Here is a 14,093-nt window from a genome sequence, read left to right as displayed (position 1 = left end):
GGGTGCGGCGCCGCTATTCAGATTGCGTGAACCAGTTCTTTCTCCGGTGCGAGGCTCCTTGTGTGCGGCGAAAGGATCAGCTGCGCGGCTTTTTCCGCGATCATCAGCGTGGGTGAACAGGTATTGCCGGACGTAATGCGCGGCATGATCGAGGCGTCGGCGATGCGCAGGCCGGGCACGCCGTGCACGCGTAGCTGGGCGTCGACCACTGCGTCCTTGTCGTGACCCATGCGGCAGGTGCCCACCGGATGGAAGATCGTCGTGCCGATGCGTGCGGCGGCTTCGTGCAGTTGTGCTTCGGTTTGCAGCGAATCGCCCGGCAAATATTCCACCGGCTTGAACTGGCTCAAGGCCGGCGCCGCGACGATGCGCCGGGTCAGGCGGATGGCATCGGCGGCTACGCGCAGGTCTTCGGGGTGGCTGAGGTAGTTGGGCTGGATCAGCGGCGCATCCGCCGGGTTGGCTGAGCGGATATCGACGCGGCCACGGCTCTGCGGGCGCAGATCGCAGACCGAGGCGGTGAACGCCGGGAAGCCATGCAACGGCTCGCCGAAACGCTCCAGGGACAGCGGCTGCACATGGTATTCGAGGTTGGCCGAGGCCTGCTCCGGCCCCGAGCGGGCAAATGCGCCGAGCTGGCTGGGTGCCATCGACAATGGGCCGCTGCGGTCGTACAGGTAGCGCAGGCCCATGCCCATCTTGCCCCACAGGGTGCCGGCGATCTGGTTGAGGGTGCGTGCGTTTTCCAGCTTGTAGATCAGACGTAGTTGCAGGTGATCCTGCAGGTTGCCGCCCACGCCGGGCAGTTCGTGCAGCACGTTGATACCGAGGGGTTTGAGCACGTTGGACGGGCCGATCCCCGAGCGTTGCAGGATGCCTGGCGAACCCACGGAACCGGCGCACAGGATGATTTCCTTGCGCGCTTTCCAACTCAGGGACTGACCGAGCCTGCGCCCGACCACTTCGCACGCGCGCCCGTTTTCCAGCAACACACGGTCGACTTCCACTTCGGTGAGCACGGTGAGGTTGGTGCGCTGACGGACCGGTTTGAGAAACGCCTTGGCCGCGTTCCAGCGCACGCCGGCCTTCTGATTGACCTGAAAGTAGCCGCAGCCTTCGTTATCGCCCTGATTGAAATCGCTGACCTTGGCGATGCCGCTTTGCGCCGCCGCTTCGCGGAAGGCATCCAGGATCGGCCACGACAGCCGTTGCTGCTCGACGCGCCACTCGCCGCTGTCATTGTGGAATTCCGAGCCGCCGGCAAAGTGGTTCTCGCTGTGCTTGAACAGCGGCAACACGTCGTTCCACGCCCAGCCGGCGTTGCCTTCGGCGGCCCAGCCATCGTAGTCACGGGCCTGGCCGCGCATGTAGATCATGCCGTTGATGGAGGAGCAACCGCCCAGCACTTTACCCCGTGGGTAACTCAACGCGCGGCCTTGCAGGCCAGGCTGGGCTTCGGTTTTGAAGCACCAGTCGGTGCGCGGGTTGCCGATGCAGAACAGGTAGCCGACGGGGATGTGGATCCAGGGGTAGTTGTCGCGGCCGCCGGCTTCTAGCAGCAGCACGCGGTGGGCGGGGTTGGCGGACAGTCGATTGGCCAGCAGGCAACCTGCGGGGCCGGCGCCTACTACTACGTAATCGTATTCAGCAGCTGCATTGGGCATCTGAGGTCTCGCTTGTTTTTCTTATTGGCCCCATCCTAGTTGTTAGTTTTCGTCTTAAAAATGTTAGTTTTTACCCAGCTGCTGTGCGTTTTTGAACAGTGCTGTAGCGGCCCACGCATTGGAGGCGACATGTTCGATTGGAATGACTTGCGGTTTTTTCTTGAGTTGCAACGCAGCGGTCGTTTGCTCACCGCCGCGCAGCGCCTGAAAACCACCCACGCTACGGTGGCGCGGCATATCGAGGCCATCGAAAAGAGCCTGGGCACCGCGCTATTCGTGCAGCATGCCCACGGTTACGAGCTGACCCCCTCTGGCGAGGCCCTGCTCAAACATGCCGAAGCCATGGAAAACGTGGCGCTGCTGGCCGAAGACGAACTCACCCACACCGCCGCGCCGCTGGGCAAGATCCGCCTCGGTGTGGCCGAAGGTCTGGGGGTGATGTTTCTGGCCGGACGCATGGGCGGCCTGTTCGAACGTTATCCGGGGCTGGAAGTGGAACTGGTGGCCGTGCCGCGCTTCGTCAGCATCCTTAACCGCGAAGCGGAAATCAGCATCCACCTCGAACGCCCCAGCGTCGACCAACTCGTCACCCGCAAACTCACGGATTACCGCCTCTCCCTTTACGCCAGCCGCGCCTATCTGGATCGCAACCCGCCGATTGAAAAACGCGAAGATCTCGCGGCCCATGCCTGGATTGATTATGTTGACGACCTGCTGTTCAGCCAGGAGCTGAAATTCCTCAGCAGTTTCTGTCGCAACCCTAAAGTGGTGTTCCACAGCACCAGCGTCATTGCTCAACACCAGGCGGCGCGCTCGGGGTTAGGGATTGCGGTATTGCCCTGCTTCATGGCCGCCAGCGACCCGGACCTGGTGGCGTTGCTGCCGGGGGAGGGCATCCAGCGCAGCTACTGGATCAGCTCGCGTCGGGAGTTGCACAAGTCCGTGCGGCTGCGAGTGTTGTGGGATTACGTGGTGGAGTTGTGCGCGCGGGAGCAGCCGCTGTTGCTTGGCGAGTCCGGCTGATGCCTCCACCCAGCAGTGTCTAGAGAGAGGGCCGCTCCGCGCCCCAGCGTGGGCGGTGCGACGATTCGACAAGCCCGCTCACACACAATAAGAATGTGTGCCGCAGCCCTGTAGTGAGCAGGCTTGCCCTGCGCCGGGCTGCGGAGCAGCCCCGAAAACTGGCCAACCGTTTTTGCCTGACACACCGCGGTGTCGGGAGAGAGGGCCGCTTCGCGCCCCAGCGTGGGCGGTGCGAAGATTCGACAAGCCCGCTCACCAAAAAAGCTCACTGACCACAGCAGGGTTAAAGAAACCAGCGGTACTCACGCACACTTATCTCTTGTTGAAAGGCCAGATGATCCTGGCGTTTGTTTTCGCAATACACATCGACAAATTCCGCACCCAGCTTCTCGCGCACGCTGGGGTGCTGCTGCATGGTGCGTACGGCGTCGAGCATGTCCAGGGGGAAGTCGGTGCCGCTGGTGCGGTCCTCGTTCAAGGGCGCGATGGGCTCGCGCTGGGTGTCGAGGCCATGTTCCAGGCCGGCGAGGATCGCCGCGAGCACCAGGTACGGGTTGGCATCGGCGCTGGCCAGGCGGTGTTCGATGCGCAAGTTGCGCGGGTCGGAGTCGGGGATGCGCACGCACGCATCGCGGTCTTCGAAGCCCCAGCAGGCGCGGGTGGCGGCGTTTACAGTGCCGCCCAGGCGGCGGAAGGCATTGTGGTTGGGCGAGAAGATCGGCATGCAGTGAGGCAGCAACTCCAGGCACCCAGCCACGGCATGGCGTAGCGGTTGCTGCTGATGCGCCGCCAGCAAGTTGTTGCCCGCGCCGTCATACAGGCTGACATGCACATGCATGCCGCTGCCAGGATGTTCCAGGTACGGCTTGGCCATGAAGCTGGCGCGATAGCCATGCTTGAGCGCCACGCCACGGGTGCTGCGGCAGAACAGCGCGGCCCAGTCGGCGGCGCGCAGGCCGTCGTCGAGGTGGCCGAAATTGATCTCGAACTGGCCGGGGCCGAGTTCAGCGGTAATCACCGTGATGTCGATGCCCTGGTCCTTGGCTGTCTGGGCCATATCGTCCAGGACTTCTGAGAAGCGCGACAGCCGCTCGATATGCAGGGTGGGCTGGTCGTCGGCGTCGTCGCTCAGCGGGTCGCGGGCAAATTGCGGCAGGCCGTGGTCGAGGGTTTTGTCGAACAGATAGAACTCCAATTCGAACGCCACCACCGGGTGGATGCCTTTGTGGTGCAGACGCTGCAGCACCTTGGCCAGCACTTCGCGGGGTTCGAATTCAATGGGGGCTTCGGTGCCATCGGAGGTGATCAGCATCTGGCCCAGAGGCTGCGATTCCCAACTCACCGGCTTGAGCGTGCCGGGTACCAGGCGTCGGTTAGCGTCCGGGTCGCCGTCGTGGAAGCAGTAGTCGCCGATCTTGAACAACCCGCCCTGGGTCCCCAGCAACACGGCATTCTGCGGCAGTTTCAAGGGGCTGCCGGCGGCGACTTTTTCGAGCATCTCGATCGGGTAGCGCTTGCCGTAGAAATGCCCGGGAATGTCCAGGGCGATCAGGTCGACATAACGCACATCCGGGTGGTGCTGGCGAAAGGTCCGTACTTCGGCCAGCAACGTGGAAGATTGGCTTTTCACGGGTGATGCTCCTAGTTGTAAACCCAGAGTACGCGGGCGGGCAGGTCGGTCAGGTTGGCGTAGCGGCAACGCGCAAAGCTGGGCAGGTGAAAGCTGTCGCCGGGGCCGAGGGTCACCACGTCGTTTTCACCGTCCACCCACAGCGTCAATTCGCCTTCCAGCACAAAACCGGCCTGTTCGGCGCGGTCGCTCATGCTCTGGTCACCGCTGTTGGCGCCCGGGGCAAGCAGGCTATCGAGCATCGAGAACGCGCCGTTCATGCTGGGGGAGACCAGGATGTCGGTGATGCCATTGGCGTAGTACACCGTGCGCCGCTCGTTGGGCCGGGTTACCCAGTCAATCGCCTTGGGCTTGGGCTGGCTGTAGAAGTAGGTGGTAGGCACATCGAGGGCGTGGCTGATGGCGGTCAAGTCCGCCACCGTCGGGCGCGACAAACCACGCTCGACCTGGGAGAGGAAGCCTACCGAGCGTTCGATCTTCTGTGCCAATTGGGCCAGGGTGAGCTTCTTGTGCTTGCGCAGGTCATGGATCAGGGCGGCGAGGGTGGCGAGTTCGTCTTGTGGCGTCATGAAATTTATTTCTTAAAATTTCATGAAAAATTACACGATTAATTTCATATGGGCAATGGGCAGGTCGGGCAGGTGTGCTTTCCCTTTGCTAAGGCCCGCTGAATGATTCCGCCCCGCTGCGGTCGGAACCTGGGTACGCATCATTCATTGAAGGAGCACCTATGCAGTCCAAAACCCTAGCCGCTTGCGTGTTGGTAGCCGCCAGCCTGTCCACCGTCAGCTTCGTGGCCCAGGCCGGTGATACGCCCCAGGAAACCGTGCAGCCTTCTACGATCAACACCCGTGATTTGAAAGAGGGCGATCGTGCCCCGGACATCTTGATGCGCAAAGAATCCGCCGTCACCGACTGGAAAAAACGCGGCCTCAAGCAGCCTGAGGAAGACAGCCAATGGGCACGCGTCGGTGATCGTTTTGTGCTGCTCAAGACCACCAACGGCACGATTCTGGAGATCACGCCGGTCAAAAAATAACTCGCCGGCAGCGCCTGCTTTTTTGCAGAAACCTGGGTTATGGTAGCCGACCGCAATGGTCGCGTTACCTTCCAGGAAAGAGAGCAGGATGCTTGCCACAATCAAACATTACCCCCGCACCGTAAACCTGTTGCTGTGTGCCACCTTGCTGCTGACCTTGGCCAAGGCGATCACCTTTCCCTACCTGGTCATCTACCTCACCAGCCATTTTTCCCTGGATATCAGCCAGGTCGGCCTGGTGATCGGCAGTTCGCTGATTGTTGGCTCGTTGCTCAGTGTGTACGGCGGCTTCCTGGTCGATCGCGTCAACAGTTATCGCTTGCTGCTGGGCCTGAGTGTGGCGTTCGTGCTGGGGTTTATCGGCACGGTGCTGGCGCAGGATATCTGGACGTTCTATACCTGCCTGATTTTGATCAACCTGGCCTACGCGGTGATCGACATTGCGGTGAAAGCCGGGTTTGCCAGCCTGCTGCCCGAAGACGCGCGCAGCGAAGTGTTTTCCATCAAATACACCCTGACCAATATCGGCTATGCCGTGGGGCCGTTTTTTGGCGCGATGGTGGCCAAGCTGGATATCAGCTTGCCGTTTATCCTGTCGACCTTGTTGGGAGTGGGGTTCTTTCTGCTGTACGCACGTTGGGGGGATCGCACCCTCGCCACCGCCGAGGTTGCGCAGAAACCGGTGTCGTTCCCTGCGGTGGGCCGCGTGCTACTGCGCGACCGTCGCCTGGTGTGCTTTACCCTCGGCGGTTTGCTCAGTGCCGTGGTATTCGGCCAGTTCACCGCCTACCTGTCGCAGTACCTGGTGACGACCACCACCGCGGAATACACCTACACCGTCATCAGCGCGGTGCTCACCACTAACGCCGTGCTGGTGATCGCCTTGCAATACCTGATTGGCCGGCGCATTTCCCACCGTTACCTGAGCCAGTGGCTGATCGCGGGCTTGAGCATGTTTATGCTGGGGTTGATCGGGTTCGGGTTGTCCACCAGCGTGCTGGGGTGGGTGCTGGCGATGGCGGTGTTCACGGTGGGGGAGATTATCGTGTTTCCGGCCGAGTACATGTTTATCGACCGAATCGCCCCGGACCACCTGCGGGGCATGTATTACGGGGCGCAGAATCTGTCCAACCTCGGCGCTGCGCTGGGGCCGGTGCTATGTGGGGTGGTACTGGCCAGTCTACCGGCCCATTACATGTTCTACATGCTGGGCGCGTTTATCGTCGGGGGCGGGGTGTTTTACTTTATCGGTGCGTCGATAAAGGCAAGTCATCCAGCGTGAGCTTGCCCACGTTATTGCTTTGCAGCTCGTAGCGCAGTTCTTCGACCATTTTTGCCACTTCTTGCGGGGTATGCAGCCGGTTGGTGCTGATCCCTGTGACCACCAGATCCACCCGGCCGGTTTCAGCGTCGTAGACCTTCAGGGTCAAGGACGCATCCCGGCACAGGGTGAATTCGCAGGTCAGTGGCGATAGGCCTTCTTCGATGCAGTTTCGCAGTTGAGCGAGGGTGAACATGCGGTTTCCTTCAAAGCATGAAAAAGCGACGGCACAAGGTCAAAGCTCCCTGTACCCACGGGCTGAAGGTTAGGGATTGCAGACCCAGGCCATAAGGCGAATTCGCACTAGTGGCACTGGTGCATTTGCACTGTCAGCGTCTATTTTTCACCCTCAAGTCCCCTGCAAACAGCCCGCGTTGCCGCGCCCACACGATCGCCGCACTACGGCTGTGTACCCCCAGCTTGGAGTAAACCGTGGCCACATGGTTACGCACAGTGTTGGGAGCCAGTTTCAGTCGTGAGGCGATCTCCTTGTCCGCCAGACCTTCGCAGATCAACCCCAGCACATCGCGCTCGCGGGCGGTGAGGTCGGTGAAGCTCACATTCGGCAAGTTGGGACTGTTAACGCTTTTGGCGTTGGCCAGTTTTTCGATCAGCGTCTGGCTGAACCATGAAGCGTCTTGCATTACCTCTTCGATGGCCGCTACCAGCTCCAGCTCTGAGCGCTTGCGCTCGGTGATATTCATCATGACCAACAGATAGCAGGGCATGTCCTGGATCACTACCGTGTCGGCCGAGACCACACAGTCGATCACTTCGTTACCTTTCTTGCGCACCTTGAGGTCTTGGCCGTCGAGATTGCCGGCCTTCTCGAGAGTGGCGAACAACTGCTCGCTCGCCGCGTTGCCGTCGATAAACCCGATTTCTTCGATGGATTTGCCGATCAGCTCTTCGCTGATGTAACCGGTAATGCTCATGAACGCTTCGTTGACGTCCACCACATGGCGATTGTCGGCGTTGCACACCAGGGTGGGCACGGGCGTCAGGCGGAACGACTTGGCGAAGCGTTCCTCACTCTGGCGCAGGGCGATTTCCGCTTTGCGCCGCGGTTCCAGATCCATGAAAGAAAACAGCATGCAATCTTCTTCGTTCATGTCCAGCGGTTGACCGGCAACGATCACCAGTTTGCTGCCGCCTTTGGGTAGTTTCAGTTCAGCTTCCATCTGTGGGATGGTGGCGCCTTCGCTCAGGCGCTGGATGGCCAGGTCCTTGCGCTCGGCCTGTTCCAGCACGTCCAGCTCGTACACCGAGCGACCGATCACCTGATCGCGGCTGTAGCCGGTCATCTCCAGGAAACCCTGGTTGACCTTGATGTAGCGCAGGTCGCTCAAGCGGCAGATCACCGCCGGCGCGGGGTTGGCGTTGAAGGTTTTTTCGAAGCGCTGCTCGGCGCTGGCCCATTGGGTGGCGTTGCTGAGGATCAGCACCAGCAATTCAGGTTCACCTCGTGAGTCGGTGATCACCAAGCTGCGCAGGCGGTGCACCCAGGTTTTGTCCGGAGTGGCCGTGGGCGTGACCTCCACGATCACATCGCTGAATTCGTCACCGGCCGCCGCGCGAGCCAGCGGGTAGCTGTCGTCCTGCACCGGATGGTTATTGCGATAGCGCAGCGAGAAACGCTCGGCGTACTGCTGCCCATTGGCGCCCAACCCCATCACGTCACCGACGCCATGCATGGTCAGCGCCGCTTCGTTGGCCCACAGGATGGTCTGGTCGACTTCGGCCAGAATCACACCGTCGGACAAGCCGGAGATGATTTGCTGCAATTGGCGGCGGTTGGTTTCTTTGGCAAGGACGTCCTGGCTCATGCTGTCTCCCGAAAAAAGCACATGAAAATTCCGACAGCCTTGGCTCGTGATAGTGCAAACAAAATGCAGGAGTGGTAGGTAAAAATGCACTCGAACGGGTGGTGCATTTGGCCTATTAGGGTTCAAGAGATGTGGTTAGGGGCGGGCCCTAACCACACACCTCAGTTTGCCAGCCAGCCGACGATCGGCACGATCATCAGCGTGCTCAACGCCATTGAGATCACGTTGCCGATATAAGGATGGAAATGCGCGGGTAGCCTCGACGCAATCGCAAAGGCCAACGGTGGTGCGACCAGAGCACCGAGCAATGCGCTGGCGCCCATCACGGTCAAACTCCCGCCATGGGTCAACACCGCCGCCGGAACGACCGACACCAACGGAACATAGGTGGGGTACCAGCCGTGCCGTATCCATTGCCGACGCCATATCACCACGCCCGCTGCCGATGTCATTGCCTGTGCGCCGATCATGGACAGGAGCAGGCCAGAGCCATATGCCGGGCTCATGGGGTTGAGCGCATAAGCGAGCAGAACCCCCGCCAGCAGACCGAGACTGGCCAGCTCATTGCCGAAAAACGGCGCTTCGGAAAAGTCAGCCAGCACTCGGCGCAGGCTCCAGACAACAGCATGGTCAGCCGGTGCAACCGGAGCGGGCTTCTCGGGAGCGATGTAGTCCGAACGCACCAGCGAGGGCACTTTATGACACAGCGTAAAGGCGATCACGCTTCCAGCGGCCATGCCCAATACGTTGCCGACCACGGCGGGCAAGCCCAGCGGTACGCACACCAGATTGACGATCAGCAAGCACATGGGCGTGACCAGCAATGCACCCAGTACCGCGCCGTTGAGGGTGACCTTCCAGCCGCCGCCAAACATCAGCACCATCGCCGCCGGCAATGAAACGAACGCCGCGAAGGTAGGCTGCCAGGTGTCCGCCGTGACACTCCAGCCCCACAGCAGATTGCTCAGCAACAAGCCGATCAACGAACTGGTCACCAACCAGGGCCACAAGCCGGTGCCATAACAGATGGAAAAACCTTGCCAGGCTTTGCCCTGCCGACTCGCCCACCAGGCCAGATAAGCACCACTCAACAGACCCAGGGATGCCAGCTCATGCTTGTAAAAGGCGACCTCGCTGATGTCGCCTGTTACCCAACGCAACCAGGCCGCCGGATCCGGCAAGGCCGTGACCATGTCGCGATAGCCCGGCCATGAACCTTGGTGAGTGGAGACCACATAGAGCATCACTAAGATCGCGATGGCTCCCAGGGCCAGGACGGTTAAATCCAAGCGTGAGCGCGTGGGTATTTTCTTGGTCAGTAAAGGCTCCATAAATCGCCCTCCGCTCAACGAGGCAGGGCAGGGTGGTGAGAGTAGCCGAGCATCTGATCGTACAAATCATGGCGGCGGTCTCTGTGCAGGTCATTGAGGCTGTTCCAGATCGGCGCGCTGCGAGCACTGGTGACGTCGATGTCGGCAAACAGGATTTCCTGGCGATTGGCCGAGGCCACTTCACCGATCGGCCAGCCATTGGTGCCGGCGATCAACGAGCATCCGAGGTAGCGCGCATCCCGCTCTTGGCCGATGCGGCTGGCGGCGGCGATAAACACGTTATTCACGTGGGCGGCGGTCATCGTCAGATACGACGCCATGCACTTCCCGGCTTCATCGAACAGCGGCGGTGGCGTCCACACCCAGTTGTTCACGCTGCAGATAATATCGGCGCCTTGCTGGCTGAGGATGCGCGGCACCTCCGGGAACCAGATGTCCCAGCAGATCAACAGGCCGATGCGGCCTATGGCCGTTTCAAACACCGGGAATCCAGTATTGCCCGGTGTGAACCAGAGCTTTTCCAGGTTCCATAGATGGGCTTTGCGGTACTTACCGATAAAGCCTTCGGGGCCCAGCAACACCGCAGTGTTGAACAGCTGCCCATGCTCAATCTCGTTTAGACCGGCCACCAGGTACACCTGATGCTTGCAGGCAAAATCCGTCCATTCCCTTACGCTCTGGCCATTCGGCACGGCCTCTGCGTGATCGAAGGCATCCTGACGACTGCTGAAGAAATATCCGCAATTGGCCAGTTCCGGCAGCACGATCAGATTCGCGCCACCGTTTGCCGCTTCGGCAGCGAGGGAAAGGCTTTGACGCAGGTTATCGCTTCGATTGGCGACTCCCACCTGTGGGTCGAACTGAATGACGGCAACGCGGGCGGGGCTTGTGGGTGTGCTCATGAGGTTGGCCTCTTATTGTTATGCAACCGGATTTGGTTGGGTGTTTATAAGAGGCGGGTTAATGTTTAAATGAAAGTCAGATGATTCCTTTTGTGTTGTAGTCGGTTTCCTTTAGAGGATTGCATGCGCTGTTTTGTACTCGGGGTAGTCTCGCATGCTAAATCCACCGTTGAAGCTCGCCTTGGTTCTGTTACAGATGTTAATTACTGTGTCGACGGCGCCCCTGAAACAAGGCTCCGTCCAACCTGAATCAACAGAAAAGGATTCGCCGCATAGATAAAGTCCAGAGATGGGCGAGAAGTCTCTGTTGTATTTCATTAAGCCTACGGCCTCGTGATAAGTTCCCGGACGATAAAGCTTTGCACAGCCTAAAGAATTTTTATCTTGCATCCATCGCTGAACAATTGCCTGGTCGCGCCCTATATAAGGGGATATACGCTGTTTAATATTATTTGAGTTTAGAAGGATCCTATCTAGTTCTGCTATGCATTTGTCGACAAGTTCTTTGTCGGTGAACGATGAAAGCTTCATTGCGTCATCCTCCCATGTATAGCTCAAGAGGATGCAGTCATAAGTGTCATTGTTGTTGTAGCGGTAAGTGTAAGCGTCATGAATGAAACTGTCGGTGACAATGGCTTGGGGTATTTTTTTGTTGAAGCTTAGGAATGTTTTTTTCAATGGTGCATATACTTTGCAGCTGCTTTCCCAATGAGCTGTCTTGTAGGCGGTTATCGTTTCGAAAGGCAGCATTTTTTGATCAAATCCCTCGAGCTGAATTTGCGTTTCTATCAGCCATGACGACTGAGTCAGCATCAATAAACTCTTGCTTGGTCATGAGAGGGGATGTGACGTTCCAATCGTAATAAACCCTGATTTTTGCGTTGCTAAGTTTTTTAAGTTTTGTGACAGCGCAGTTTGTCAATAATCCAGCAGGGTTTTTAATTAGATGTTCGTAAGGTGAGTCTGCGGTTTCGCGCGATTTTATAAAGAGTAGGGACTCTGCCAGCGAGGCGAGGCCAATATAGTTTGGTTTACTAAATTTTAGCCCTCTTGAATCACTGATTGTCCTTGCTTCAAGATAGGGAGATGGTATCGGTTTACCATCGCTATCCACGCGTCCGTGGATTAGCTGTAGATGACTGCTGAAGCCAAACATCGCTGTGCGTATCGGGTAAAGTGAGCATACATCGTAGAATGCCCCCCAACTGCCGTCACCAATACCGATAGAATAAAAAATAGCAGATTCCTGCGCGGTCATACCCATCCCGCCGAAATTCCCAGGATCAATCTGCGACCATTGATCTATGGCAGGCATCTTCACGAGATCACGAAACGAAGTTGCTTCGTATTTTTTCACGATCGCAGCCCACATTGTCTCCCAGTACTCGGAGCCGTAATGCTCGCAGATATGCAGTGTCATCCGCTCGGCAAAGGTTTTCCACTTGGTAAATACGAGGCGTAAGAGTTCTCCAGGCGGAGCCGTTTTTCCATCTGTATTTTTCCAAATAAGCATGTTCGGTTCACTATCCCCATCCAAGCATCCCTCACGCAGATAGATCCCGGTTGAATGGACTGTAGGGCTTCCGGGGTTTGGGAAATCGGAGTGGACCAGTTCAAACTCGCTGGCGTAATAAGCCATGAGGGACCGGCCATCTTTGGGAGGCTCATTTGTTTTGTTGAAAAAAGGCATTCTCATTGCACCTAACTCAAAAGGAGGGCGACCAACAGTGGCCGTGTTGTTGCTGCCGAGGGCCGTAAAGTGTCGGCCGCCTACGCGGCTCGACTTTTCAATCAATGTAATATTTTCGAAACCGCATCTATGCAATTCGCGAACAGTCGTTAAGCCTGTAATACCTGCACCTATTACGCAGATTTTGTGGCCTACGTCGGTCGCTTGGGCGATGCCATTGTCTTGCTCCACCAACATTCGATAGTCGAAACACAAGTCGGGTGGATTGGGGAATGAGGCTCTCCAATTTTTGTTAGCGTTTCGCTTTTTTTGACGATGCTCCCGGGCGATATCTGCGGGGTAATTGAAACTGGAGCCGATGGTCATTTTTAATCTTCCTGTTCAGAGGTATTGGTCACTCTTTAGGTTGAACATCAACACCGAATGTGAAAATCAGCAGCGTGTGATTTGAGGTAAAGGTAAGTCGCCGTCGCGTGTAGGTGGAGGGCGTCTGACGGTTGTCTCCAAGCTTGCCAAGCCCGCCCGATTCTGGGAAAACGCTGAGTTTTCAACTTTCAAAGAGTCCCTATGAACCCCAACGAACTCCAGATCACCGACATCCGCCCAGGCACCGGCAAAGCCGTGGTCAAAGGCGCGCTGATCACCACTCAATACACCGGTACGCTGGCGGACGGCACCGTGTTCGATTCCTCTTGGGAGCGCGGCAAGCCCTTCCAGTGCGTGATCGGCACAGGGCGCGTGATCAAGGGCTGGGACCAGGGCCTGATGGGCATGCAGGTGGGCGGGGTACGTCGCTTGTTCGTGCCGGCGCATCTGGCGTATGGCGAGCGTTCGATGGGCGCGCATATCAAGCCCAACAGCGATTTGCATTTTGAGATCGAGTTGCTGGAGGTGCTGACGCGGGATGATTAATCCCTGGGCGACTGGTCGCGGTCGTGAACATGGCTGCCGATGTGCTTGCTGCCGGCGTGTGGCATATCGGTTTGCTTCTGGTGCACACACGCTTGCACGGCACCGGGTTTGCTCAGCGCCTGCATTCAGGCTTGCAAGCGTGGGCGGTAAAAAACGGTGCCCGATGGTTGCGGCTGAGTGTGGTGATCGGCAATCGCAAGGCCGAGCGTTTCTGGTCCCGGCTCGGCTATGTGCCGGTGCGCACGCGCGCAGGGATCGTCATGGGACGCCAGGAAAATAGCGTGTCGATTCGGGTCATGGCGTTGTGTGGCGCAGGGATGGATGAGTATTTGAGCCAGGTGCCGCGAGACCGAGCGGATGCCTCTTGACCCAGACTCTCCGTCGCCCAAGACGCCCTTCCTGAACCCATCCTGAAGAACTTTCTTATTCATCATGCAGAAACTTTCCTACGGTTTACTCTCCGGAAATCGGGGCGTAAGCTTCGCGCGTTTTCATCAATTGCGGAGACCCTCAGTGGGTACTTGTTCGAGTGACAGTAGTCGGCCGGTTCTGATAACCGGCACATACTTGGCAAGATAACGCGCATGCTTTCGATGCCGTTGTCTCGCCACTAACGCGAGAAGCGGCATCCCGGCCGCAGCCTGTCCTGGCTGTGCCTCGATCCTCTCTCATCGACGCTGACCAGCTCCCGGGTTCTCTCGGGCTGCTACGGACGCGCCTGCCTTTTATCCGGCGGGCGAGCCCGGTGTGACTGT

The 14,093-nt window shown here is 58.4% G+C and carries 11 protein-coding genes and 2 pseudogenes; 5 read left to right on the top strand and 8 right to left on the bottom strand.

The genetic code is table 11. The features are described from left to right. Positions 1-17: 17 nt before the first annotated feature. Positions 18-1,664: a GMC family oxidoreductase gene (locus ABX75_RS20570; RefSeq protein WP_034097218.1), complete on the bottom strand. Its 1,647-nt coding sequence runs from the start codon at positions 1,662-1,664 to the stop codon at positions 18-20. Positions 1,665-1,793: 129 nt separating this feature from the next. Here ABX75_RS20570 and ABX75_RS20565 point away from each other — a divergent pair, with 129 nt between their 5' ends. Further along, the gene (locus ABX75_RS20565) at positions 1,794-2,687 is read left to right on the top strand and encodes a LysR family transcriptional regulator (protein WP_034112917.1); all 894 of its coding nucleotides are present in this window, start codon (positions 1,794-1,796) and stop codon (positions 2,685-2,687) included. A 283-nt stretch (positions 2,688-2,970) separates the two neighbouring features. Here ABX75_RS20565 and ABX75_RS20560 read toward each other — a convergent pair whose 3' ends face one another. Both ABX75_RS20560 and ABX75_RS20555 read right to left on the bottom strand, forming a co-directional pair. Then, on the bottom strand, positions 2,971-4,317 hold the full coding sequence (locus tag ABX75_RS20560; RefSeq protein ID WP_047882559.1) for a glutamine synthetase family protein: 1,347 nt from the start codon (positions 4,315-4,317) through the stop codon (positions 2,971-2,973). An 11-nt stretch (positions 4,318-4,328) separates the two neighbouring features. Further along, a complete protein-coding gene (locus ABX75_RS20555; protein WP_034097224.1) occupies positions 4,329-4,886 on the bottom strand; it encodes a helix-turn-helix domain-containing protein in 558 nt (185 codons plus the stop codon). A 161-nt stretch (positions 4,887-5,047) separates the two neighbouring features. Here ABX75_RS20555 and ABX75_RS20550 point away from each other — a divergent pair, with 161 nt between their 5' ends. Together ABX75_RS20550 and ABX75_RS20545 are read left to right on the top strand one after the other, a co-directional pair. Continuing rightward, positions 5,048-5,356, top strand: a complete 309-nt coding sequence (locus ABX75_RS20550; RefSeq protein ID WP_034097230.1) for an RcnB family protein — start codon at positions 5,048-5,050, stop codon at positions 5,354-5,356. A gap of 88 nt (positions 5,357-5,444) precedes the next feature. After that, complete coding sequence (locus tag ABX75_RS20545; RefSeq protein ID WP_047882558.1) at positions 5,445-6,638, top strand: MFS transporter; 1,194 nt, start codon at positions 5,445-5,447, stop codon at positions 6,636-6,638. On the opposite strand, the gene ABX75_RS20540 is transcribed toward ABX75_RS20545, so the two are convergent. The 5 genes and pseudogenes from ABX75_RS20540 to ABX75_RS20520 all read right to left on the bottom strand — a co-directional run bounded on the left by ABX75_RS20540 (position 6,601) and on the right by ABX75_RS20520 (position 12,792). Further along, complete coding sequence (locus ABX75_RS20540) at positions 6,601-6,873, bottom strand: DUF1652 domain-containing protein (RefSeq protein WP_034097233.1); 273 nt, start codon at positions 6,871-6,873, stop codon at positions 6,601-6,603. The two genes, ABX75_RS20545 and ABX75_RS20540, sit on opposite strands and share 38 nt — an antisense overlap. A 133-nt stretch (positions 6,874-7,006) precedes the next feature. Beyond that, the gene (locus tag ABX75_RS20535) at positions 7,007-8,503 is read right to left on the bottom strand and encodes a helix-turn-helix transcriptional regulator (protein WP_047882557.1); all 1,497 of its coding nucleotides are present in this window, start codon (positions 8,501-8,503) and stop codon (positions 7,007-7,009) included. 161 nt (positions 8,504-8,664) lie between these two features. Further along, positions 8,665-9,834 (bottom strand): hypothetical protein, encoded by a 1,170-nt coding sequence (locus tag ABX75_RS20530; RefSeq protein ID WP_177329702.1) that lies wholly within the window; start codon positions 9,832-9,834, stop codon positions 8,665-8,667. Between the two features lie 14 nt (positions 9,835-9,848). Then, a complete protein-coding gene (locus tag ABX75_RS20525) occupies positions 9,849-10,736 on the bottom strand; it encodes a nitrilase family protein (RefSeq protein ID WP_034097236.1) in 888 nt (295 codons plus the stop codon). Positions 10,737-10,847: 111 nt separating this feature from the next. Next, positions 10,848-12,792: pseudogene (locus ABX75_RS20520) on the bottom strand (flavin monoamine oxidase family protein). A gap of 201 nt (positions 12,793-12,993) precedes the next feature. Between ABX75_RS20520 and ABX75_RS20515 the strand changes: the two are divergent. After that, positions 12,994-13,338, top strand: a complete 345-nt coding sequence (locus ABX75_RS20515; protein ID WP_034097238.1) for an FKBP-type peptidyl-prolyl cis-trans isomerase — start codon at positions 12,994-12,996, stop codon at positions 13,336-13,338. A gap of 5 nt (positions 13,339-13,343) precedes the next feature. Continuing rightward, positions 13,344-13,706: pseudogene (locus ABX75_RS20510) on the top strand (GNAT family N-acetyltransferase); the annotation flags it as partial. Positions 13,707-14,093: the final 387 nt, after the last annotated feature.

Source organism: Pseudomonas sp. ARP3, from assembly GCF_001029595.1.
In the GTDB taxonomy this organism is placed as follows: Bacteria; Pseudomonadota; Gammaproteobacteria; order Pseudomonadales; family Pseudomonadaceae; genus Aquipseudomonas; species Aquipseudomonas rhodesiae.
The sequence above is the reverse complement of the archived record's forward strand: the minus strand, read 5'-3'. Positions and strand labels throughout refer to the sequence as shown.